Source organism: Klebsiella sp. K5-306, from assembly GCF_051835185.1.
In the GTDB taxonomy this organism is placed as follows: domain Bacteria; phylum Pseudomonadota; class Gammaproteobacteria; order Enterobacterales; family Enterobacteriaceae; genus Klebsiella; species Klebsiella oxytoca.
Genome location: NZ_JAIFJY010000012.1, coordinates 156,656 through 178,973, shown reverse-complemented (window position 1 = coordinate 178,973; position 22,318 = coordinate 156,656). Strand labels below are relative to the sequence as shown.

The following is a 22,318-nucleotide window of genomic DNA, read 5'->3' as shown; positions in this document are numbered from 1 at the left end:
GACAAAATTCCTCATTCCCTGGTGGAAAAAAGCCCCGGTAAACCGGGGCTTGCATTTTTTAGCCCACTATTTTTCGCTTAACGAAAAGGATCAGTAAGCACCAAGGTCAGTCCATGCCTGGCCCGCAGCGCAGTTCAGATCCGGCTGGTCGCCCTGAGACCACCATTTCACCTGGTAGTTATGGCCTTTCCAGCTGACGGTTTCAAAGGTACCCCAGTTGCCGCCATAAACGGTGCTGGCATCCCACAGCGGGTAAGGCGTCGTCGCGTCATCCGTGGAAGTGTCATCTTCCGCAGGCGTGGTGTCTTCTTCCGGTTCGACAGGCTCTACCGGAACTACGGTATCGTCCTCTTCAGGCTCAGGCTGCACCTGAGACGCCGACGGAACGACAACCAGCACATAACGCTGCTGGGAAGAAGGCTCGCCCCAGGCATCACGAACGAACAGGGTGAACTGGAAGTTGGTGTTAACGGTCACTTCCGGAACGACGAACTCGATGACGGCACTGGTCTTATCTGCCACGCTGATTTCAGAAGGAACGCCCCAGCTCCAGGTAATCTCGTCTTTATCTTCATCAGAGGAACCTTCACCAGAGAGCTGTACGGTAGAACCGCCCACAACGCGCAGTTCAATGGCAGCCTTCGGCGCGTGGTTGATCGCCGGTTCAGGCTGAACGCTATCGTCATCCTGTTCATCTGCCGGATCGACGTTGATGCCTTCGAAATAGAACGGATCCATATCGATAACTTCAGAAGCTATTTCATAGCCCAGACCTTCACGCGCGGCGTTCACCAGCACGCCGTTGTCCTGGTCGATAGTCCAGGTGAACATTCCCCCGAGCCCCAGCTTCGCGGCGTACTCGCCCTTAGCTTTAACAGAACGCGGCGTGTCCAGAGACATGAACAGTTTGCTTTCCGGGTTGTAGAGGTAATCCGCATTGGCCACCTGGTCGGTATAGACGTTGAAACCGTTGCGGCCTTTCTGGTTTTCCAGGTCCAGGTAGTTATAAATAACGTCATACCATTCGGTGGTACCGGATTCGAAGGTACCGGTGGTGGTACCGGTACCCGGGTTATAGGAGCCTTTCAGCGGAGACAGAGATTCCAGCTCAACGCTGCGGCCATTGCGGGTATAACCGGCATAGCCAATGTTAATGCGGTCTGCCGGGAAGCCTTCGGCCAGCAGATGGTCGACGATGGTATTGACCGCCCAGCCGCCTTCTTCCAGCGCGTTCAGGTTGGTGTGATGGGTCAGGGTTTCCGCCCACGGCGTACCGAAGAAGTCGTAGGTCATCACGTTGATGCCGTACAGACCGGCCTGCAGCAGCGCTTTCACGTTGGAGTAATCGAAGGTCTTCACTACCGCGGAGCTGGCAATGGAGATTTTGACGTTGCTCAGACCGGCGGAATCCAGCTGCTTACGCAGCTCGCCGATCAGCAGCGCATAGTTTTCGCCGTCTTCCGGGCCGTAAGGGTTGCCCGCGCCTTCCGCGTTCGGGTATTCCCAGTCGATATCCACTTCGCTGAACATCGGGAACTGTTTGAACAGTTTTACCACGCCTTTCGCGAAGGTTTTACGGGCGGAATCAGAAGCTGCGGTTTCGTGGAAGCCGTTACTCATGGTCCAGCCGCCGATGCTCATGGACAGCACCAGATCGTGACCCTGCTGCTTCGCTTTAGCCTGCAGATCGCGCAGGCCGCCGAGCAGACCTTTGGCATTCGCCTGAGTGACGGTTTTCGGATCGACGTCCCAGCCGCTGACGGAGTGGCCAACGTTAACGTAGGACTGGAAATCGCCCCACGGGTCGAGGAAGGTCGGCTCATATTTGACTTTTCCGCACTGCTCGGCGCCTTCGGCAACCACATCGCGGTACATCCCATCCACTTTATGGAAGCCGGTGACGCCGACGAAACCGACGATGATTTTGTCGTAAGCGGTAGGCGCAACGTTGGTCAGATTGTAGCCGCGACCGCGGTTATCTTTCGAATCATCTCCCTGCAGGCGACCATCATACTGGGACCAGTCGGTGTAGTAGCCGAATACTTTGGGCTTAGCCGTGGAAGACTTGTACTGGTTATATACCGGCTTCGCGACGCGAGCAGAAGTATAGCTGTATGCGCTGACTTCTTTCGCTGGGTTAAAGCCGTCTGCGGCGTTGCTGGTTTCGGTCAGCGTATCGCCCTGAATCAGTTTGCTAGTAGCCATTATTAATTTCCTTTTAAGCTTGAAAAATTGTCGCAGTTCGTTCTGCCGGACCAATAATTCAATGCTTACGAGACAATGGCTAATCACATAACATCATGTTTTCAACATCTCATTCACGCTATTTTATGCGAGAAAAATGATGGCGGTAATTCTTAAATCATCAGCGGATATACGTATCTCAGCAAAATCATGGCGAAAACATCAGCAGCACATTAAATCTCATTTATCAGTGGGTTAAATATCATTTACTTTACATGAGATTATGTGATTAAGCTCTCATCATCAAATGACATTAGAATAATACGAATGACAAGTAATAGATTAAGCCAATTCTCGTACAATATATTGAACCCACGCAATCAGGATCTATATATCTAAAGGACGACAACATGAAAACTTATCTCATCAATGATAATTGCGTTTACAACGAAGGAAAGTATGAGCTGAGAACCACCTCAAACTCACAGGTCATTAAAATGACGGCAATGAGGGCGAAGTGCCTGAGCTTCATCATCGAAAATGCAAATATGGATATTATTGAACGGCAAAAAATAACTTCAGAATTATGGGGAAGCCGTAGTCACTTTGTGAATGACGCAAATTTAACGCAAATACTCTACTTAATCAGAAGAGATCTGAAGTCCCTTGGGATAAATGACCTGTTTATCACCATTCCAAGACAGGGCATTCAGGTTAATAAAGAGATTCCTATTAAAGCCATGGAGAGCGAAAAGAAAGGAACAAAACGACAGGTGTTCAGAAAGACGCTGGCAGCATTAACCACCGTGTTTTCTGTCACCCTCGGCACGGTGATGTACCTGCACATTCATTAATTCAAGGAAATGAAAAATGAACCCGATTATTGATGGTATTTTAGTAATGGAAGGCGGCTATACCAACAATCCTAAAGATAAAGGTGGAGCCACCAACTGGGGGATCACTGAGGCAACGGCCCGAGCTCATGGTTATACAGGAGAGATGATCAACCTGACGCGAGCTGAAGCATTTTCTATCCTCGAAGAGGATTACTGGATCAAACCCGGATTTGAGCAGATCTCAACTATATCCTGGCCCATTTCTTTCGAACTCTGCGATGCCGCAGTCAATATTGGCCCCCACTATCCTTGCGTCTGGCTACAGCGCTGGCTCAACGCGCTAAACCGGGAAGAAAAAAGTTACCAGGATATCAAAACCGATGGCAAAATTGGCCCTCGGACCCTCTCCGCTCTCAATCACTTTCTGGCCTTAAGGGGCAAACAGGGTGAAGAAGTGCTGATAAAAGCGCTCAACTGCAGCCAGGGAGCCTACTATCTGGATATCACAGAAAAAAACAAAGGTAATGAAGAGTTTATTTATGGCTGGATGAAGGCCAGAATCACCTAAGATCATCGTGGCAATACAGCTAATAAAAGACTCAGGGACGAGACTTTTATTAGCATAAATATAGACTGGACATCACTTAATGAATTTTTGCATTTTCCAGAGCCTTTTTAATCTTCTCGCCAAGAATTTTCAAAATCGGCCCTGCAAATACCCCGCCAAGCCCCGCGGCGAGCAACACCATATTAAAACTAAGCTCTTTTTCAATCGCCACGGCGCTGAGCAAAAAACTGGTAAAACAGGAAACCACAACCTGGGTTAAACAGTGCATGATGCCCTTATGGGAATGATCATCACCTTCTTGCTTATCACGCCGGATAAGGTAGCTAACAAACCCGCCCCAAGCTCCGATAGCAATAATGGTGATAAAAATTTCGACTTCCAGCAAAACGACTTCCGTTGTCGCCAAATGATTTGGAATAGACATAGAACACTCCTTGATGAAGGCGTACAAAATGGTACCCAATAAGTGTAAAGAGGTTAGCTATTTACCAGTAATCAAAGAGCATCAAACCAAACCATATTAACTATATCGTTTGAAGTGATACTCCTCAGCGACGAAATGATGACAGAGTGTGTAACATGGAAACAATTTCATTTATCACTGATATATTTTTACTGTTTCTGTTCCATGATGCATAAATCTGTATAGATTTAAAAGTAAGTTCCGGTGGCGGTTGCACAAACTTAATATCATATTTACGCTGATTCTTATAGAATAGCGCCAACTTCAACGGCATTAAGGCTATGAATGAAGTACGTTCAATCATACTCATTAAGCCATTAAGGGAGTCGCTACGATAGCCAATAATACGTGAGCCTTTATAATAAAGATCATCTTTAAAAAGACCCTTATCATTAATAATCATCGGGGAGTGCATGCCCGGCTGATACATCGCATGACGGGAGGAATAGAAATGATGTAATGAAAGATGAGGTAAGGTGCTTAAGATATGATTACTGGCAAAAATGCAGACAAAGCTTTTGAAACTATCGATCAGCTGATTATCAATCCCGGGGACGTTCAACGGCTCGGTACCAATCAGAACATCACATTCTGCTGTAAGCAGTAGCTCCGTCATCATCTCACGAGAGAGATTTCTTGATGAATAATGGTTGAGTAATACCCGTTCAAAGATATCTCCGGCATAAAGCTGTGAGAGATAGTAAGCCTCAACGATATCACCGCCTAAAATAGTCAGCCGGGCATCACGACTCCCTTTATGCTCGGGAATAAAGGTACTATTTATCAGTTCCATAACCTGACGGAAATTTTGATGGATCTCGATCGCTTTAGCGGTGGGTAACAGGCCATCTTTACCACGGATAAACAACTCTTCCTGATAATAGCTCTGTAAACGGCGAAGCGCCAACGAGACCGCCGCCGGAGTGATACCAAGTTTTTTTGCTGCTTTGGCAGCATTTCCAGCTGAAATAACAGCGTCAAGGGTCTTGATTAAATTGTAATCAAAATCCTTGTTGGCACCTTTCGATCCCATCCGCTGTCAGCCTCTAAAAACGAAAAAAGCAATATAGATAATACTCAAAATAAATCAATTCTTAGCCCTTATAAATAATAGGTTAATTAAAAAGATAGGGGCTGCGGATAGAAAAAAGCCTGAGCGCGAAGGCCCAGGCTTAGTGGAAGACTGAAAATGAAATGCAATTAGCGGGTCAAATCATCGAAAAATTTCTTCACGCCATCGAAGAAACTTTTGGAGCGCGGGCTATTCTTTTCACCCGTTGGGCCACCAAAGCTTTCCTGCAGATCTTTCAGCAGCTGCTTTTGTTTATCGTTCAGACCAACCGGCGTTTCGACGACCACGCGGCACAGCAGATCGCCCTGCGCGCCGCCGCGAACGGACTTCACGCCTTTACCGCGCATCCGGAACAGCTTACCTGTCTGCGTCTCGCCCGGTATTTTAAGATTTACACGACCGTCCAGCGTCGGGACTTCGATTTCACCGCCGAGAGCAGCCATAGTGAAGTTGATCGGTACTTCACAGTACAGATTATTTCCTTCACGCTCGAAAATGGCGTGCTGCTTAACCTGAACCTGAACATACAGATCGCCTGCCGGTGCGCCATGCTCGCCGGCTTCACCTTCACCTGCCAGACGAATACGGTCGCCGGTATCAACGCCCGCCGGGATTTTAACCGACAGCGTTTTCGTTTTCTCGACGCGGCCATGACCGTGACATTTATTGCACGGATCTTTGATCAGCGTACCGCGTCCCTGACAGTGCGGACAGGTCTGCTGAACGGCGAAGAAGCCCTGGCGCATCTGAACCTGGCCTGCCCCGTGGCAGGTCGGACAGGTCTGCGGCTGGCTGCCCGCTTTGGCGCCGCTGCCGTGACAAACGTCGCACTCTTCCAGAGTCGGGATACGGATCTCTTTCGTTACGCCGCGAACGGCTTCTTCGAGCGTAAGATCCATGTTATAGCGCAGGTCTGAACCGCGCGATGCGCGCTGACGACCACGTCCGCCGCCGAAAATATCGCCGAAAACATCGCCAAAGATATCGCTGAAATCCGCGCCGCCGCCAAAACCGCCGCCGCCCATACCGCCCTGCTCAAACGCAGCATGGCCGTACTGATCGTAAGCTGCACGCTTCTGGGCATCAGTCAGGATTTCATACGCTTCTTTGATTTCTTTAAACTTTGATTCTGCCTCTTTATCGCCCTGGTTGCGGTCCGGGTGATACTTCATGGCCAGGCGCTTGTACGCCTTTTTGATTTCACGCTCTTCCGCTGTTTTGGAAACGCCTAAAATCTCGTAATAGTCTTGCTTTGCCATTGGTGTTTTTCAGCCCCTTAACATGCGTGCACGGGCGGAGAGGAAACCTCTTCGCCCGTGCCAGTGTTTTACCCGTTCAAAGGGCGATTATTTTTTGTCTTTCACTTCTTCGAACTCAGCGTCAACAACATCGTCGTCCTTCGCGTTGCTCTCGGAAGCGTCAGCGCCGCCAGCCTGCTGCTGGGCGTGCTGCTGCTGAGCGATTTCCATCAGCTTCTGGGAAGCCTGGGCCAGCGCCTGCATTTTCGCTTCAATATCGGCTTTATCTTCACCTTTCAGGGAAGTTTCCAGCGCGGTCAATGCAGACTCGATAGCGGTTTTATCGTCAGCCGGCAGTTTATCGCCCGCTTCTTCAACCTGCTTACGGGTGCTGTGCAGCAGATGGTCACCCTGGTTACGGGTCTGAACCAGTTCTTCAAACTTACGGTCAGATTCCGCGTTAGCTTCTGCTTCACGAACCATTTTCTGGATCTCTTCTTCGTTCAGGCCAGAAGAGGCTTTGATGGTGATCTTCTGCTCTTTACCGCTGTTTTTGTCTTTCGCGGAAACGTGCAGGATACCGTCGGCGTCAATATCGAAGGTGACTTCGATCTGCGGCATGCCGCGCGGCGCCGGGTTAATCCCATCCAGGTTGAACTGACCCAGAGATTTGTTATCAGATGCGCGTTTACGCTCACCCTGCAGCACATGGATGGTTACCGCAGACTGGTTGTCTTCCGCAGTAGAGAACACCTGGCTGTGCTTAGTCGGGATAGTGGTGTTCTTGTTGATCAGCGCAGTCATCACGCCGCCCATGGTTTCGATACCCAGAGAAAGCGGGGTAACGTCCAGCAGCAGTACGTCTTTTACTTCACCGGTCAGAACACCGCCCTGGACAGCTGCGCCAATGGCCACGGCTTCGTCCGGGTTAACGTCTTTACGCGGCTCTTTACCAAAGAACTCAGCAACTTTCTTCTGCACCATTGGCATACGAGTCTGGCCGCCAACGAGAATAACGTCGTTGATGTCAGACACGGACAGGCCAGCATCCTGCAGAGCAACTTTCAGCGGCTCGATGGAACGGTTAACCAGATCTTCTACCAGGCTTTCCAGTTTCGCACGGGTCACTTTAATGTTCATGTGTTTCGGACCGGTGGCATCTGCGGTGATGTACGGCAGATTCACGTCGGTCTGCTGAGCAGAAGAGAGTTCAATCTTCGCTTTCTCAGCGGCTTCTTTCAGGCGCTGCATCGCCAGCGGGTCGTTACGCAGGTCGATGCCCTGATCTTTCTTAAACTCGTCAACGAGGTAGTTGATCAGACGGGTGTCGAAGTCTTCGCCGCCCAGGTGGGTGTCACCGTTGGTCGCCAGAACTTCGAAGGTTTTTTCACCGTCAACTTCGTCGATTTCGATAATGGAGATATCGAAAGTACCACCACCAAGGTCGTATACCGCAATAGTACGGTTGCCGACTTCTTTATCCAGACCGTAAGCCAGCGCAGCGGCTGTCGGTTCGTTGATGATACGTTTGACTTCCAGACCTGCGATACGGCCGGCGTCTTTGGTTGCCTGACGCTGAGCATCGTTGAAGTAAGCTGGTACGGTGATTACCGCTTCAGTTACCGGTTCGCCCAGGTAATCTTCAGCCGTTTTCTTCATTTTCTTCAGCACTTCAGCAGAGATCTGCGGCGGTGCGGTTTTGGTGCCTTTCACATCAAGCCATGCGTCGCCGTTATCTGCGGCCACGATTTTGTACGGCATGATAGAAACGTCACGCTGGACTTCTTCGTCCTGGAAGCGGCGGCCAATCAGGCGTTTAATCGCAAACAGGGTGTTTTGCGGGTTTGTCACTGCCTGACGTTTAGCCGGCTGACCAACCAGAGTTTCACCATCCTGGGTATAGGCAATGATAGAAGGCGTGGTGCGATCGCCTTCGGCGTTCTCCAGCACGCGTGCAGTAGTGCCATCCATAATCGCTACACAAGAGTTGGTAGTACCCAGGTCGATACCAATAATTTTACCCATCTAAACGTCTCCACTAAAAATTCAGTCAACATGTGGTTGTGAACCTGTAATAAGGGCGAAACGTGCGGTTTCAACTACCCAGACATCATTTTTTTTCAGGTTCATTCACTGCGGTTGACTACAAGATGGGGTCACCCGCGACTTCATCAAGGGGGGGATACAAAAAATTTTTACTCTGACCGCGCCGCCGGGTACGTCCCGGCAGCCGAAAACGCGCGAAATGCCGCGCTAAAAACGCCCATTACATAATTTAAAATTATAATTAAACCTAAATACATTCACACCGTAATTGACATAATCCGCAATCATTACGTGCTAAATACAATAAAGTTCCAGTGATAAAATGCGTCGTCCTAATAACCCATCTAATAATCAGGAAATCCTCATGAAATCACTGATTCATATATCAGCAGGATTATTTTTGAGCGCGACGTTAGCCACGTCGGCGTCCGCTAACGATCATAAAATTTTAGGGGTTGTCGCCATGCCGCGAAATGAGACTAACGATCTCACCCTGAAGCTACCGATATGCAGGGTAATTAAGCGTATCCAGCTGACTGCCGATCGCGGCGATGTCCAGCTGTCCGGCGCAACGGTGTACTTCAAAGTCAGCAACAGCGCCAGCCAAAGCCTCAGCGTCCCGTCAACTATAAAAGAAGGGGAAACGACCGGCTGGATTAATATTAATAGCGACAACGACAACAAACGCTGCGTTAAAAAAATCGCTTTTTCTGGTCACACCATTAACTCTTCCGATATGGCCTCGCTAAAAATTATCGGCGACGATTAATATTCCGGTTCACATTATCAAAACGCTTATGAAGATTAACTATCTGGATGATGAAGACCTCTCTTTTCTGCATCGTTGTAGCGAAGAGCATCTGGAAACATTCACTCGAATTCTGACTCACAATGAGAATGGAAAACCCCGGCTTTCAAGTACGCTATTGCGTAATGAAACCTTTCAGGCGATGGAAGGACACCCTGAGCGCTATCGCCGCAACTGGCAGCTCATTGCCGGGGAACTCCAGCACTTTGGCGGTGATAGCATCGCCAACACGCTGCGTCGTCATGGCAAGTTCTATCGCGAAATTTTGCTGGACGTCTGCAAGAGACTAAAAATCAAAACCGATAAACAAGCCTCTACCCCGGAAATAGAACAACATCTCCTGGAACACTTTCTGGAGCATAGCTGGAAAAAGATGGATGAGCGGCAAAAAGCCGACTTCTTTAGTGCCGTTGAGTGTCGTGTCAAAGAGCAGAAAGAGCTGCTTCCCCATCTGCTTCAGACAAATAAGTTAGCGCAGGGAGTCTCGCATCTTCTTGAAACCCGACTGACGAAGATCCTCCGCACCCACGCCGCGGTGAGCGTCATCGGCCACGGGCTGGTACGCGGAGCAGGGCTTGGCGGACCGCTCGGCGCCGCGTTTAATGGGGTAAAAGCCGTGAGCGGCAGCGCATATCGGGTGACCATTCCAGCCGTGTTGCATATTGCCTGTTTAAGGCAAATGACCAGACTTCATCAGGGAAAAAATGAAATTGGCGAAAAATACCCCGCCAGATCATAGACAGTATCGTAACGCCTAATTATTATGCCGCGCCCCGACGCAGAGACGGCGGGGAATGCTTCCCTTTCTAATCATTATTTTGAGGAATTATGGGCAACACTAAGTTGGCTAATCCGGCACCGCTGGGCCTTATGGGCTTCGGCATGACCACTATTCTGCTTAACCTGGCAAATAGCGGCCTGTTCGCGTTTGATGTAGCTATCCTGGCGATGGGCATTTTTTATGGCGGCATTGCGCAGATTTTTGCCGGCCTGCTGGAATTTAAAAAAGGCAACACTTTTGGCTTAACCGCATTTACGTCTTACGGCGCTTTTTGGCTGACGCTGGTTGCCATTCTTCTGATGCCGAAAATGGGCCTTGCTGAAGCGCCTGATGCACACTTCCTCGGTATCTACCTTGGACTGTGGGGCGTTTTCACCCTGTTCATGTTCTTTGGCACTCTGAAAGCCGCACGTATGCTGCAGTTTGTTTTCCTCAGCCTGACCGTATTGTTCGCTCTGCTGGCGATTGGCCACCTGGCTGATAACGAAGGCATTGTGAAGATTGCTGGCTGGGTGGGTCTGGTCTGCGGCGGCAGCGCCATCTATCTGGCGATGGGTGAAGTGCTGAACGAGCAGTTTGGCCGCACCGTTCTGCCAATCGGCGAAAAGCATTAATTCATTGTCGCCGCTCGTTCGCGAGCGGCGACATGGGTCACCTTGATTTAAGGCAGACGCTGCAGTTCAGCTTTCGGCGCTGCGACCTGCTGATCCAGTCCCTGACGCAGCCAGATCCCCAACCCCAATCCCATAAACGACAGTGCCAGCACGTACCACGCGGGCGCCATCGGCGAAACGCCCATCAGCATGGTCACCGCAATCGGCGTCAGGCCGCCAAAGATGGCGTAAGAGACGTTATAAGAGAACGAAATACCGGTAAATCGGACCTCCGCCGGGAACGCGCGCACCATCACATATGGAACCGCCCCGACCACGCCAACGCATAACCCCACCGTACCGTAGAGCAGGAACAGGCGCTGCGGGCTATCACCGGAAAGATGATAGAAAGCCCAGCTTGCCGCAGCGAGGAATAAGCTGCCGACAATAAACGTGCGGCTGGCGCCAAAACGATCGGCGGCCAGGCCTGCCAGCAGGCAGCCGATACAGAGCATGATGGTAGCGATGCTGTTCGCCTGCAGGGTGATGGCGGGAGCAAAGCCGTAGTGTTTTTGTAGCCAGACCGGAGACATGAGGATCACCACCACCACGCCTGCGGATAACAGCCAGGTCAGCAGCATTGAGACCACAACCGCCTTCTGATGCTTCAGCGCGACGGCTTTAACCGGCAGCTCCTGCGCTAATGCCTTACGCTGCTGCATTTCGAGGAAAATCGGCGTCTCCTGAAGCCAACGGCGCAGATACATGGCGACGAGGCCAAATGCGCCGCCTAACAGGAACGGGATACGCCAGCCGCCATCGTGGATACCCTGAGGGGTGAGGTGCGTATTAATCAGCGTCGCGACGACCGAACCGAGTAAAATACCCACCGTCAGACCGGCAGTCAGCGTACCGCAGGCGATACCTATTCTTTTTTCCGGTACATGCTCGGCAACGAAGACCCAGGCGCCGGGAACTTCGCCGCCAATTGCTGCGCCCTGAAGAATGCGCATCAGCAACAGCAAAATCGGCGCCACGATGCCCATCGACGCGTAGGTAGGCAGCAGACCAATCGCCAGCGTAGGCAGCGCCATCAGTAAAATGCTCAAAGTAAACATTTTCTTACGCCCAACCAGATCGCCAAAGTGGGCCATAATGATGCCGCCAAGAGGACGCGCTAAATAGCCTGCCGCAAAAATGCCGAAGGTTTGTACCTGTCGCAGCCACTCAGGAATATCCGCCGGGAAAAACAGCTCGCCGACAACGGCGGCAAAGAAAACAAAGATGATGAAATCATAAAACTCCAGCGCGCCGCCAAGCGCGGCAAGCGTCAGGGTTTTATAATCCTGTCGGTTCAGGGGTCGGGTATAGTGTGACATAACGAGCAATCATCCAGAGGTGTGAAGAGATTCTACGCAGTGTGTAAAGTAAAAAAACACTATATCGTAAATAAAACAACACACCACTGATGTTGCAGGTTATTTCAGGAATGCATTAAATTCAGGATAATGTTTCACGCCTCGCGCTTTTAGGGCGAAAAGCTGCTACAACATTGCCGTTTGTTTCGACATATGGCCCCTCAAGCAACTGTACACAATACGGTACACTTGCAAAAACTCCGTGCACCAGCACGTTACCCTCAGCATCTTTTACGCCTTCCAGGGTTTCTTCAATCGCTTTCGGCTGCCCGGGCAGGTTAAGGATCAGCGCCTGCTTGCGAATAACGCCAACCTGGCGAGAAAGAATGGCCGTCGGCACAAAGTGCAGGCTCACCTGGCGCATTTGCTCGCCAAAGCCTGGCATCACCCGATCGGCAATCGCCAGCGTCGCATCCGGGGTCACGTCACGGCGAGCCGGGCCCGTGCCACCGGTAGTCAGGACCAGATGACAGCCCATTTCATCAACCAGTTCGCACAGCGTTTGCTCGATAATAACCTGTTCATCCGGGATCAAGCGGGTTTGCAATTCGAAAGGCGTGGATAGCGCACGGGCCAGCCACTCTTCAAGCGCCGGGATGCCTTTATCCTGATAGACGCCGCTGGAGGCGCGATCGGAGATGGAAACTAAGCCGATTCGTAAGGTGTTCATGATTATTCCGTTCAAACAGTATTAATAGCCAGAATAATACACCGAGGGGAGCAAGGCAGACAGTTTAATGTGGCCGACGGGCGTCGGCCACATGGGGGATTACAGCAGATCGCCGATCATTTTTTCCAGTTTTTCCTGGTCGATCGCAAACTTACGGATACCTTCCGCCAGTTTGTCTACCGCCATCGGATCCTGATTGTGCTGCCACAGGAATTCGGATTCGGTGATGCGAGCCGGACGGGCTTTCACTTCGCCGCTGAAAGACAGTTTACGCTCAACCGCGCCTTCGCTTTCAGCCAGCTCTTTCAGCAGGGCCGGAGCGATGGTCAGGCGATCGCAGCCGGCCAGTTCCAGGATCTCACCAAGGTTACGGAAGCTTGCGCCCATAACCACAGTTTCGTAGCCGTGCTGTTTGTAGTATTCGTAGATTTCGCTCACGGACACCACGCCCGGATCTTCTGCCGGCGCGTATTCTTTCTTATCGGTGTTCGCTTTGTACCAGTCGAGGATACGGCCCACAAACGGAGAAATCAGGAATACGCCCGCTTCCGCACAAGCACGCGCCTGAGCGAAGGAGAACAGCAGAGTCAGGTTACAGTTGATGCCTTCTTTTTCCAGCTGCTCAGCGGCGCGAATGCCCTGCCAGGTAGAAGCCAGTTTGATCAGAATGCGATCGTTACTGATGCCGGCATCGTTATACAGCTTGATTAGGCGCTTAGCTTTGGCGATAGATGCATCGGTGTCATAGGACAGACGAGCATCAACTTCGGTGGAAATACGGCCAGGGATCAGCTTAAGGATTTCGAGACCAATGTTCACCGCCAGCTTATCGGAAGCATCGATAATCTGCTGCGCGCGATCGCTACTCTGGCCGCGAGCCCAGGCAACAGCGTCATCAATCAGCTTACGGTACTCAGGGATCTGAGCCGCGCCGAGAATCAAAGAAGGGTTAGTCGTGGCGTCCTGAGGCTGATACAGCTTCATTGCCGCGATATCTCCGGTATCAGCTACGACAGTGGTGTACTGACGCAGAGAAGTCAATTTATCCGTCATGATAGTGTTTCTCTTAAACAGCAGTTAAGGGGATGTAACCGGTCTGCCAAGATGATAACACGCTGCCGGGGCAGCGCAACCGCCTACAATGCATGAGCGCAGAGTGTGATAAACTGGGCCAATTAATTACCTGAACACTAAAGGATTGTCACTGGATTGGTAGCGCTTACACTCGCGCGCCGATATGGGCAAGAGGATGCTTGATGCCTGATTTTCTGTCGTTTATCAATGAAATACTTTGGGGCTCGGTAATGATCTACCTGTTACTGGGCGCTGGCGTCTGGTTTACCTGGCGAACAAAATATATTCAGTTCCGTTATATCCGCCAGTTCAGCAAAAGTCTGAAAAAGAGCCTTCAGCCGCAGCCCGGCGGCTTAACGTCTTTTCAGGCGCTGTGCATGAGCCTGGCGGCGCGCGTGGGCAGCGGCAATATGGCTGGGGTTGCGCTGGCCATTGCCGCTGGCGGCCCGGGCGCCGTTTTTTGGATGTGGATCTCGGCGCTGCTCGGCATGGCCAGCAGCTTCGCCGAATGCTCTCTGGCGCAGCTTTATAAAGAGCGCGACTCTCGCGGCCACTTTCGCGGCGGTCCGGCCTGGTATATGGCCCGGGGGCTCGGCATGCGCTGGATGGGCGTGCTGTTCTCTATTCTTCTCCTGCTGGCCTACGGTGTTATTTTTAACACCGTCCAGGCCAACTCCGTTGCCCATGCCATGGAGTATGCGTTTCGTTTACCTGATGTCATCACCGGCGGCGTACTTGCGGCCCTGACCCTGCTGGTCATCATTCGCGGTATTCGCGGCGTAGCGCGCTTGATGCAGTGGCTCGTGCCGGCTATGGCTTTGCTGTGGGTAATGGCCAGCCTGGTCATTGGCTTGTGGCATATCAGCGCCCTGCCGACGATTTTTGAAATTATTTTCCGCTGCGCTTTCGGTTGGCAGGAGGCCGCTGCGGGCGCGGTGGGCTATACCATCAGCCAGGCGCTCACCAGCGGCTTTCAGCGCGGGATGTTCTCCAATGAAGCGGGTATGGGTTCGACGCCAAATTCTGCCGCCGCCGCTGCCTCCTGGCCACCTCATCCCGCAGCGCAGGGGATCGTACAAATGATCGGCGTCTTTATTGATACCATCGTCATCTGTACCGCCAGCGCCGTGATCATTATGCTGGCGCCGAGAGACGGCAATGAAGGGGTGGCAAACGGTATTCAGGCTATCCAGCACTCGATGAACAATCTTGTCGGCGACTGGGGTGCCAGCTTTGTCGCTTGTATCGTGCTGCTGTTCGCCTTCAGTTCGATCGTCGCAAACTATATCTATGCCGAAAATAACCTCATCTTTCTGCGCATGGATAGCCTCCGCAACATCTGGCTGCTGCGTCTGCTGACGCTGTGCATGGTCATCACCGGAGCGGTAGTCAGCCTGCCGGTAGTCTGGCAGATGGCGGATATTATCATGGCGCTGATGGCGATAACTAACCTGACGGCTATCCTGCTGCTGTCGCCGACGGTGCGCATCATTGCCAGCGATTACCTGCGGCAGCGCAAGCTGGGCCAGCGGCCGGAATTTGACGTCACCCGCTACCCTGAAATCCATCAACAGCTGGTACCGGGAACCTGGGATAACCTGCCGCGCGAATAGCGCGGCAATCGCAGCTATCGATCCTCTCTTGAGGTTTTTTTTGCTAAAGTCGTCAAAAATTTCCCGTAAGGACTGGATATGCTCATTCTGATTTCACCTGCCAAAACGCTTGATTATCAAAGTCCATTGGCAACGACGCGTTATACTCAGCCAGAGCTGCTGGAACACTCTCAGGAGCTTATCGGCATTGCCCGCCAGCTGTCGGCACCACAGATTGCTAAACTGATGGGCATCAGCGACAAGCTGGCCGATCTGAACGCGACCCGCTTCCACGACTGGCAGCCAGACTTCACCCCGGACAATGCCCGTCAGGCGATCCTGGCGTTTAAGGGCGATGTCTATACCGGCCTGCAGGCAGAGACCTTTAGCGAAGCTGATTTCGATTTTGCCCAGCAGCATCTGCGGATGCTGTCCGGCCTGTATGGCGTTCTGCGCCCGCTGGATCTGATGCAGCCGTATCGCCTGGAAATGGGTATTAAGCTTGAGAATGCGAGGGGTAAAGACCTGTATCACTATTGGGGAGACGTCATCACCGATAAGCTGAATCAGGCACTGAAAGCCCAGGGCGACGATATCGTGGTCAACCTTGCCTCTGATGAATACTTCAGGTCGGTGAAAGCCAAACGGCTTGAGGGCCAGCTGATTAAGCCGGTATTCCTTGATGAGAAAAACGGCAAGTTTAAAGTGATCAGCTTCTACGCTAAAAAAGCGCGCGGCTTGATGAGTCGTTATATCATTGAGAATCGCTTAACGAAGCCTGAGCAGTTGACCCGTTTTGATAGTGAAGGCTATTTCTTTGACGCCGAGGCTTCGGATAACGGAGAACTGGTCTTTAAACGCCACGAGCAGTGAAAACACGCTCCCCTGCTGCGGATAATGCAGGAGGGGAGCGCTGAATCAGGCTTAACCCATCATCAGCTTACGCAGCGCGGCAAAATCAGCCGGCAGATCATGCGACAGCAGCGGCAAATCGGCACGATCGGCCAGCTCTTTCGGCAGCGGCAGCGTCTCCTGCAGAATCTCTTCCACGCTCTCTTTAAATTTCGCCGGATGCGCCGTGCCGAGGAACAGGCCATATTCGCCAGGCTGCAGCTGGTCGCGTAGCGCGCGATAGGCAATCGCCGCATGCGGTTCAGAGGTATAGCCGATGGCTTTCAGCTCACGCATGGTCTTTTTGGTGGTTTCATCATCCACCGCCGCGTAGCCCAGCTCGTTCAGACGCCAGATTTTACGACGGAACAGCTCTTCCACACGCGGCCAGTTGTTCGGCTGGCTGACGTCCATCGCGTTAGACAGCGTGGCCTGAGTCGCTTTTGGCGACCAGTTACCGTCCTGCAGGAAGCGCGGCACGGTATCATTGGCGTTAGTCGCCGCGATAAAACGCTTGATCGGCAGCCCCAGAGATTTAGCCAGCAGACCGGCGGTCAGATCGCCAAAGTTACCGCTGGGTACCGAGATAACCAGCTGATTACGGGCTTCCTGAGGCAGCTGAGCAACGGCTTCAAAGTAGTAGCAAATCTGCGCCAGCAGGCGGCTGATATTGATTGAGTTAGCCGAGTTAAGACCCAGCGCAGCTTTCAGCTCTTCATCATCAAATGCCTGCTTAACCAGCGCCTGGCAGGCATCAAAGTCACCGTCGATTGCTACGGTTTCAATATTGCCGCCCAGGGTGCAGAACAGCTTTTCCTGCAGCGGGCTGATTTTGCCGCGCGGATAGAGAATGACGACTTTGACGTTTGGCAGACCATAGAACGCATGCGCAACCGCCGCGCCGGTATCACCCGAGGTGGCCGTCAGAATAGTAACCGGTTTGTCGCCTGCGATATGGGTCAGCATTTGCGCCATAAAGCGGCCGCCGAAGTCTTTAAACGCCAGAGTCGGACCGTGAAACAGTTCGAGGCAGCCGACGTCGTCCTGCACTTTACTTACCGGTGCCGGGAAGGTAAAGGCGGCGCCGATACGTTCTTGCAGAACCTCCTGCGGGATCTCGTCGCCGATAAATGCCGACAAAATTTTTGCGCTACGCGACACGAAGTCCTGCTGCAGCATTTCGTCGATTTCAGTCAGGCTGAATTCCGGCAGATCGTGCGGGAAGAACAGCCCCTGATGCTTGCCAAGCCCCTGCGTAACGGCCTGCGCAAAGCTGACCTGTTCGTTATGATCTTTTAAGTTATAGAGTTTCATTGGTTATCCCACTACTCGAGCGCCCGCCGTGTCCAGCCGGCAAATATGAACGAAGCCTTCCTTATTTTGCAGATAGTGCGTAGCCAGCCAGTCGGCGACGCGCTGCGCGGTTTCCGGTTTATCGCATAATGCAAACAACGTTGGACCGGAACCGGAAATGCCGCACGCCTGCGCGCCAATTTCCATTGCTGCCTGACGCGCTTCGCTGAAGCCCGGCAGTAGTTTGGTACGATACGGTTCGGCAATGACATCTTTCATCAACTTCGCCGCCAGCTGAGGCTGACGGCTATAGCAGGCGTGAATAAAGCCCGCCAGATGGCGACCGTGGGCAATACAGTCCTGACGGCGATACTGCGCCGGGAGAATGGCCCGCGCTTCCGCAGTTGAGACTTTAATCCCCGGATAGGCCAGCACCCACAGCCATTCATCAAATGCCGGTATCTGCTGGCTGATGATGCCATTTTCCTCAAGCATCAGCTGAATCCCGCCCAGATAGCAAGGGGCGACGTTATCATAGTGAATGCTGCCGGAAATCCGCCCTTCCATCTCGCCCATCAGCGCCAGCATTCGGCTCTCATTGAGCGGCTTACCGCAGAATTCATTCATCGCCACCAGCGCGGCAACCACGGAACAGGCGCTGGAGCCCAGGCCGGAACCAATCGGCATGTTTTTTTCCAGCGTCATCGCCACCGGTACCTGTTTGCCAATCTCCTGGCAAAAACGCTCCCAGCATTGATAGACGATATTCTCCTGCGCAGCCGTCGGCAGTTTACTGGCGAAGCGACCCACGTTTTGCAGGCTAAAGCTCGCCGCCGCTTCAACCGAGACGTTGTCCCCCAGCAGCGTGCCGTCGACCGGCGTTACCGCCGCGCCCAGCACGTCAAACCCGACGCTCATGTTGGCACTGGAAGCCGGGGCATATACTTTGACCATCTTAAACTCCTAACTTCCATGACAGGGTACGCAGCAGGTCGGCAAAAACGCCAGCCGCGGTGACATCATTCCCCGCGCCATAACCGCGCAGCACCAGCGGCAGTGGCTGATAATAGTGGCTGTAAAACGCCAGCGCATTCTCGCCGTTTTTCACTTTAAACAGCGGATCGTTGCCGTCTACCGCGGCAATTTTCACGCGGCAGGTGCCATCCTCTTCGATATTGCCAACATAACGCAAGACTTTACCTTCATCGCGCGCTTTAGCGACCCGTGAAGCAAACTCATCATCCAGTGACGGCAGACGCGCCATAAAGCTGTCAACATCGCCGCTGGCATCAAAATCCGCCGGCAGCGCCGGCTCTACGATAATGTCAGACAGCTCCAGCTCTCGCCCGGTTTCACGAGCCAGAATCAGCAGCTTACGCGCGACATCAACGCCAGAAAGATCGTCGCGCGGATCCGGTTCGGTATAGCCCATCTCACGCGCCAGCTTCGTCGCGGCAGAGAAGCTTACGCCCTCATCCAGCTTGCCGAAGATAAATGACAGCGAGCCGGACAGAATACCGGAGAAGTGCAGCAGTTCATCACCGGCATTCAGCAAATTTTGCAGGTTTTCGATTACCGGCAGCCCCGCGCCGACGTTGGTGTCGTAGAGAAACTTGCGTCGTGAGCTGCTCGCGGCATGACGCAGCTGATGATAGTAATCCAGCGATGAGGTATTGGCCTTTTTGTTCGGCGTCACCACGTGGAAGCCTTCGCGCAGGAAATCGGCATACTGATCGGCCACCGCCTGGCTGGAGGTACAGTCGACAATCACTGGGTTCAGCAGATGGTACTCTTTCACCAGACGAATGAGTCGTCCCAGGTTGAACGCCTCTTTGGCTTCCGCCAGCTCATCGCGCCAGTGTTCCAGGTTCAGACCGTGTACGTTGGTCAGTAAAGCGCGAGAGTTGGCTACCCCGCAAACGCGCAGGTCAATATGTTTACTCTTCAACCAGCCCTGCTGGCGCTTAATCTGTTCGATCAACGCGCCGCCGACGCCGCCGATGCCAATCACAAACACTTCAATCACCTGATCGGTATTGAACAGCATCTGGTGCGTCACGCGAACGCCGGTAGTCGCATCATCGTTGCTGACGACAACGGAGATGGAGCGCTCGGAAGAGCCCTGTGCAATCGCCACAATGTTGATATTGGCGCGCGCCAGCGCAGCGAAGAATTTGGCGGAAATCCCGCGTAGCGTCCGCATGCCATCGCCGACAACCGAAATAATTGCCAGGCGTTCCATGATCGACAGCGGCTCAAGCAGCCCCTCTTTCAGCTCCAGATAGAATTCATCTTCCATTACCCGCTTCGCCCGAGCGCAGTCGCTCTGCGGCACGCAGAAGCTGATGCTGTATTCGGATGAGGATTGGGTGATAAGTACGACGGAGATTCCCGCGCGGGACATAGTGGCGAACACGCGCGCCGCCATGCCAACCATCCCCTTCATCCCCGGACCGGAGACGTTGAACATCGCCATGTTGTTGAGATTAGAGATACCTTTCACCGGCAGATCGTCTTCATCGCTGCTGCCGCCGATAAGCGTACCCGGCGCCTGCGGATTACCGGTATTTTTGATTAAACAGGGGATCTGGAACTGGGCGATGGGGGCGATAGTACGCGGGTGCAAAACTTTAGCGCCGAAGTAGGAAAGCTCCATCGCTTCCTGATAGGACATCGACTTCAACAGACGCGCATCCGGGACCTGACGCGGGTCGCAGGTATAAACGCCGTCAACGTCGGTCCAGATTTCACAGCAGTCGGCGCGCAGGCAGGCTGCCAGTACCGCTGCGGAGTAGTCAGAGCCGTTACGCCCCAGCACCACCAGCTCACCCTTTTCGTTACCCGCGGTAAAGCCCGCCATCAGCACCATATGGTCAGCCGGGATCTGGCTGGCGGCAATGCGACGAGTCGACTCTGCGATATCTACGGTGGATTCGAGGTAATGGCCAACGGCAAGCAGTTTTTCAACCGGGTTAATCACCGTGACGTTATGACCGCGCGCTTCCAGCAAGCCGGCCATAATGGCGATTGAGAGCTTTTCACCCCGGCAAATAAGGGACGCGTTAACGCTATCCGGACACTGCCCAAGCAGGCTAATACCGTGCAGAACGTGTTTGATTTGCGCAAATTCCTGCTCGACAAAAACTTTCAGCTGAGCGTGTGGAAAGCCCGGCTGAGCATCGGCGAGCCCTTGCAGAAGTTCGGCGAAAATGCGTTCGGCATCAGCGATATTGGTCAACGCATCCTGCCCGCCGATCGTTTTTTCGATCATCGCAACCAGGTGGTTAGTGATCTTCGCCGGGGCAGACAGTACGGTCGCTACCTGCCCCTGCCTGGCATTACTTTCCAGAATATCGGCAACACGCAGAAAACGTTCTGCATTTGCCACTGATGTACCGCCGAACTTCAACACACGCATGGTTATGACCCCTTGATTTTTTATCGAAAAAAAAGCCCGCACTGTTCAGGTGCGGGCTTTTTTCTGTGTTTCCTGTACGCGTCAGCCCGCACCGTTACCTGTGGTAATAGTGGTGGTGATAATCGTGGTGATCATGCCGATGCGATTCATGGATGTTGTGTACTCTGTAATTTTTATCTGTCTGTGTCCTGTGCCTATATTGGTTAAAGTATCTGCCGACGTAAGTCAATGAATTTCTACTTTTAGCCGGTTTTTATGCACCTGGCCAATACGCCACAACAACCTGATACTTCATCCGTATTTACGCATTTCTTCGTTGTTTTTTAGCACATAAAACCATGTGGAAACAACATGGCAGAGCTTTACTCTGGAAGGTTTTTTTCAATATCATGCAGTAAACGATGCAGCATGGCGGTGTCTCGCTGCTGCAGAAGACCTATTCGCTGCTGAAGCCAGTCGGTCAATTTTATATCGTCGCCTACGCCGAGGCGATTGAGCAGATCGAGCGTGCGCAGACGTAACGCCTGCAGCTGATTGTCATCGACGCCTGGGGCTACGGTCGTGGTTTTTTGCAGCAAAGAGGTCAGCTGATAGCAATATACCATCACCGACTGCCCCAGATTCAGCGAAGGATAGTCTGCCGCCATCGGCACGCCGGTCAGCACATCGGCAAGCGCCAGCTCTTCATTGGTCAGACCGGAATCTTCACGGCCAAATACCAGCGCGGCATGATTCATCCACTGCGCTTTCTCTTCCAGTAGCGGTAAAAGCTGGTGCGGCGTCGCGTAGTAGTGAAAACGAGCCCGGCTGCGGGCCGTCGTGGCGACGGTAAAATCGACATCGTGGAGCGCCTGCTCCAGAGTGGCATAAGTCTGAATATTATCGAGAATATCGCCAGAGCCGTGCGCGACCCAGCGCGCGGCAGGCTGCAAATGAGCCTCGCTATCGACGATCCTCATATCGCTAAACCCCATAGTTTTCATTGCCCTGGCTGCCGCACCCACGTTTTCTGCCCGTGCCGGGGACACTAATACTATTGATAAACGCATTCGTTCTCTCTTTTGCTTTTCCAGGCGTGGAAATGACAATTCACCCCTTCATTTTACGCGCCGTAAATTTACAAATTTGCAACAAAAATCACTAAATTTGAGCTTTATCACCCATAAAAAAAACTAAACTATTCCCAAGGCACCATGACACAGAGTATGTTAACAGAACAGCTTTATCCGTATGTTTGGCAATGAGATTTATGCCCGAATACGTTTTGAAGCTTTGGATTCACCACGTTTATTATTTGCTCATTGCAACTAATTGAGCAGGGTATGAATTGTGAGTGTGAATCCGGTTTAGATGCAATGATTTCACATGACTGT

At 52.4% G+C, this 22,318-nt stretch carries 20 protein-coding genes and 1 other annotated feature; of the genes, 7 read left to right on the top strand and 13 right to left on the bottom strand.

The annotated features are described in order from the left end of the window. Nucleotides 1-90: 90 nt before the first annotated feature. A complete protein-coding gene (locus K2184_RS18975; RefSeq protein WP_142482766.1) occupies nt 91-2,205 on the bottom strand; it encodes a glycosyl hydrolase family 18 protein in 2,115 nt (704 codons plus the stop codon). A 389-nt stretch (nt 2,206-2,594) separates the two neighbouring features. On the opposite strand from K2184_RS18975, the gene K2184_RS18970 reads away from it, so the two are divergent. Together K2184_RS18970 and K2184_RS18965 are read left to right on the top strand one after the other, a co-directional pair. Further along, nucleotides 2,595-3,038: a winged helix-turn-helix domain-containing protein gene (locus K2184_RS18970; RefSeq protein ID WP_004108388.1), complete on the top strand. Its 444-nt coding sequence runs from the start codon at nt 2,595-2,597 to the stop codon at nt 3,036-3,038. 16 nt (nt 3,039-3,054) lie between these two features. Beyond that, entirely contained in the window at nt 3,055-3,588 is a 534-nt protein-coding gene (locus tag K2184_RS18965) for a glycoside hydrolase family 108 protein (RefSeq protein WP_004110420.1), read from the top strand. Between the two features lie 76 nt (nt 3,589-3,664). Here K2184_RS18965 and K2184_RS18960 read toward each other — a convergent pair whose 3' ends face one another. The 4 genes from K2184_RS18960 to dnaK all read right to left on the bottom strand — a co-directional run bounded on the left by K2184_RS18960 (nt 3,665) and on the right by dnaK (nt 8,386). Further along, nucleotides 3,665-4,012, bottom strand: a complete 348-nt coding sequence (locus tag K2184_RS18960) for a phage holin family protein (RefSeq protein WP_004108395.1) — start codon at nt 4,010-4,012, stop codon at nt 3,665-3,667. 124 nt (nt 4,013-4,136) lie between these two features. After that, the gene (locus K2184_RS18955) at nt 4,137-5,084 is read right to left on the bottom strand and encodes a LysR family transcriptional regulator (protein ID WP_004110417.1); all 948 of its coding nucleotides are present in this window, start codon (nt 5,082-5,084) and stop codon (nt 4,137-4,139) included. A gap of 167 nt (nt 5,085-5,251) precedes the next feature. After that, entirely contained in the window at nt 5,252-6,382 is a 1,131-nt protein-coding gene (gene dnaJ / locus K2184_RS18950) for a molecular chaperone DnaJ (protein WP_163524580.1), read from the bottom strand. An 87-nt stretch (nt 6,383-6,469) separates the two neighbouring features. Continuing rightward, a complete protein-coding gene (dnaK, locus tag K2184_RS18945) occupies nt 6,470-8,386 on the bottom strand; it encodes a molecular chaperone DnaK (RefSeq protein WP_004108401.1) in 1,917 nt (638 codons plus the stop codon). 385 nt (nt 8,387-8,771) lie between these two features. Here dnaK and K2184_RS18940 point away from each other — a divergent pair, with 385 nt between their 5' ends. The 3 genes from K2184_RS18940 (at nt 8,772) to satP (ending at nt 10,610) form a co-directional block, all read left to right on the top strand. Further along, a complete protein-coding gene (locus K2184_RS18940) occupies nt 8,772-9,176 on the top strand; it encodes a DUF2541 family protein (RefSeq protein ID WP_016809145.1) in 405 nt (134 codons plus the stop codon). Between the two features lie 28 nt (nt 9,177-9,204). Beyond that, nucleotides 9,205-9,954 carry an acidic protein MsyB gene (msyB, locus tag K2184_RS18935; protein WP_004108405.1) on the top strand — a complete coding sequence of 250 codons (750 nt, stop codon included), beginning with the start codon at nt 9,205-9,207 and terminating at the stop codon, nt 9,952-9,954. An 89-nt stretch (nt 9,955-10,043) separates the two neighbouring features. After that, the gene (gene satP, locus K2184_RS18930; protein WP_004108407.1) at nt 10,044-10,610 is read left to right on the top strand and encodes an acetate uptake transporter; all 567 of its coding nucleotides are present in this window, start codon (nt 10,044-10,046) and stop codon (nt 10,608-10,610) included. Between the two features lie 47 nt (nt 10,611-10,657). On the opposite strand, the gene K2184_RS18925 is transcribed toward satP, so the two are convergent. The 3 genes from K2184_RS18925 to tal form a co-directional block, all read right to left on the bottom strand. Then, on the bottom strand, nt 10,658-11,968 hold the full coding sequence (locus K2184_RS18925) for an MFS transporter (protein ID WP_004108409.1): 1,311 nt from the start codon (nt 11,966-11,968) through the stop codon (nt 10,658-10,660). A gap of 121 nt (nt 11,969-12,089) precedes the next feature. Continuing rightward, the gene (gene mog / locus K2184_RS18920; RefSeq protein WP_004108410.1) at nt 12,090-12,677 is read right to left on the bottom strand and encodes a molybdopterin adenylyltransferase; all 588 of its coding nucleotides are present in this window, start codon (nt 12,675-12,677) and stop codon (nt 12,090-12,092) included. A gap of 99 nt (nt 12,678-12,776) precedes the next feature. Further along, on the bottom strand, nt 12,777-13,730 hold the full coding sequence (gene tal / locus K2184_RS18915) for a transaldolase (protein WP_004108412.1): 954 nt from the start codon (nt 13,728-13,730) through the stop codon (nt 12,777-12,779). Nucleotides 13,731-13,933: 203 nt separating this feature from the next. On the opposite strand from tal, the gene K2184_RS18910 reads away from it, so the two are divergent. Continuing rightward, the gene (locus K2184_RS18910) at nt 13,934-15,364 is read left to right on the top strand and encodes an alanine/glycine:cation symporter family protein (RefSeq protein ID WP_004108414.1); all 1,431 of its coding nucleotides are present in this window, start codon (nt 13,934-13,936) and stop codon (nt 15,362-15,364) included. Between the two features lie 78 nt (nt 15,365-15,442). Further along, nucleotides 15,443-16,216, top strand: a complete 774-nt coding sequence (gene yaaA, locus K2184_RS18905; RefSeq protein ID WP_004108416.1) for a peroxide stress protein YaaA — start codon at nt 15,443-15,445, stop codon at nt 16,214-16,216. Nucleotides 16,217-16,267: 51 nt separating this feature from the next. On the opposite strand, the gene thrC is transcribed toward yaaA, so the two are convergent. The 5 genes from thrC to K2184_RS18880 form a co-directional block, all read right to left on the bottom strand. Then, nucleotides 16,268-17,548 carry a threonine synthase gene (thrC, locus tag K2184_RS18900; RefSeq protein ID WP_004108418.1) on the bottom strand — a complete coding sequence of 427 codons (1,281 nt, stop codon included), beginning with the start codon at nt 17,546-17,548 and terminating at the stop codon, nt 16,268-16,270. Nucleotides 17,549-17,551: 3 nt separating this feature from the next. Further along, nucleotides 17,552-18,481 (bottom strand): homoserine kinase, encoded by a 930-nt coding sequence (thrB, locus tag K2184_RS18895; protein WP_004110407.1) that lies wholly within the window; start codon nt 18,479-18,481, stop codon nt 17,552-17,554. Between the two features lies 1 nt (nt 18,482). Then, a complete protein-coding gene (thrA, locus tag K2184_RS18890) occupies nt 18,483-20,945 on the bottom strand; it encodes a bifunctional aspartate kinase/homoserine dehydrogenase I (RefSeq protein ID WP_023320300.1) in 2,463 nt (820 codons plus the stop codon). Nucleotides 20,946-20,970: 25 nt separating this feature from the next. Beyond that, nucleotides 20,971-21,088: a sequence feature (Thr leader region), on the bottom strand. Continuing rightward, nucleotides 21,027-21,095 (bottom strand): thr operon leader peptide, encoded by a 69-nt coding sequence (gene thrL / locus K2184_RS18885; protein WP_004222578.1) that lies wholly within the window; start codon nt 21,093-21,095, stop codon nt 21,027-21,029. It overlaps the preceding feature by 62 nt. A 212-nt stretch (nt 21,096-21,307) precedes the next feature. Next, a complete protein-coding gene (locus tag K2184_RS18880) occupies nt 21,308-21,994 on the bottom strand; it encodes a tRNA/rRNA methyltransferase (RefSeq protein ID WP_004110401.1) in 687 nt (228 codons plus the stop codon). Nucleotides 21,995-22,318 lie beyond the last annotated feature (324 nt).

Coding starts and splice junctions, on each gene's coding strand:
- K2184_RS18975 (WP_142482766.1), bottom strand. CDS start 2,205: ATGGCTACTAGCAAACTGATTCAGGGCGATACGCTGACCGAAACCAGC.
- K2184_RS18970 (WP_004108388.1), top strand. CDS start 2,595: ATGAAAACTTATCTCATCAATGATAATTGCGTTTACAACGAAGGAAAG.
- K2184_RS18965 (WP_004110420.1), top strand. CDS start 3,055: ATGAACCCGATTATTGATGGTATTTTAGTAATGGAAGGCGGCTATACC.
- K2184_RS18960 (WP_004108395.1), bottom strand. CDS start 4,012: ATGTCTATTCCAAATCATTTGGCGACAACGGAAGTCGTTTTGCTGGAA.
- K2184_RS18955 (WP_004110417.1), bottom strand. CDS start 5,084: ATGGGATCGAAAGGTGCCAACAAGGATTTTGATTACAATTTAATCAAG.
- dnaJ (WP_163524580.1), bottom strand. CDS start 6,382: ATGGCAAAGCAAGACTATTACGAGATTTTAGGCGTTTCCAAAACAGCG.
- dnaK (WP_004108401.1), bottom strand. CDS start 8,386: ATGGGTAAAATTATTGGTATCGACCTGGGTACTACCAACTCTTGTGTA.
- K2184_RS18940 (WP_016809145.1), top strand. CDS start 8,772: ATGAAATCACTGATTCATATATCAGCAGGATTATTTTTGAGCGCGACG.
- msyB (WP_004108405.1), top strand. CDS start 9,205: ATGAAGATTAACTATCTGGATGATGAAGACCTCTCTTTTCTGCATCGT.
- satP (WP_004108407.1), top strand. CDS start 10,044: ATGGGCAACACTAAGTTGGCTAATCCGGCACCGCTGGGCCTTATGGGC.
- K2184_RS18925 (WP_004108409.1), bottom strand. CDS start 11,968: ATGTCACACTATACCCGACCCCTGAACCGACAGGATTATAAAACCCTG.
- mog (WP_004108410.1), bottom strand. CDS start 12,677: ATGAACACCTTACGAATCGGCTTAGTTTCCATCTCCGATCGCGCCTCC.
- tal (WP_004108412.1), bottom strand. CDS start 13,730: ATGACGGATAAATTGACTTCTCTGCGTCAGTACACCACTGTCGTAGCT.
- K2184_RS18910 (WP_004108414.1), top strand. CDS start 13,934: ATGCCTGATTTTCTGTCGTTTATCAATGAAATACTTTGGGGCTCGGTA.
- yaaA (WP_004108416.1), top strand. CDS start 15,443: ATGCTCATTCTGATTTCACCTGCCAAAACGCTTGATTATCAAAGTCCA.
- thrC (WP_004108418.1), bottom strand. CDS start 17,548: ATGAAACTCTATAACTTAAAAGATCATAACGAACAGGTCAGCTTTGCG.
- thrB (WP_004110407.1), bottom strand. CDS start 18,481: ATGGTCAAAGTATATGCCCCGGCTTCCAGTGCCAACATGAGCGTCGGG.
- thrA (WP_023320300.1), bottom strand. CDS start 20,945: ATGCGTGTGTTGAAGTTCGGCGGTACATCAGTGGCAAATGCAGAACGT.
- K2184_RS18880 (WP_004110401.1), bottom strand. CDS start 21,994: ATGCGTTTATCAATAGTATTAGTGTCCCCGGCACGGGCAGAAAACGTG.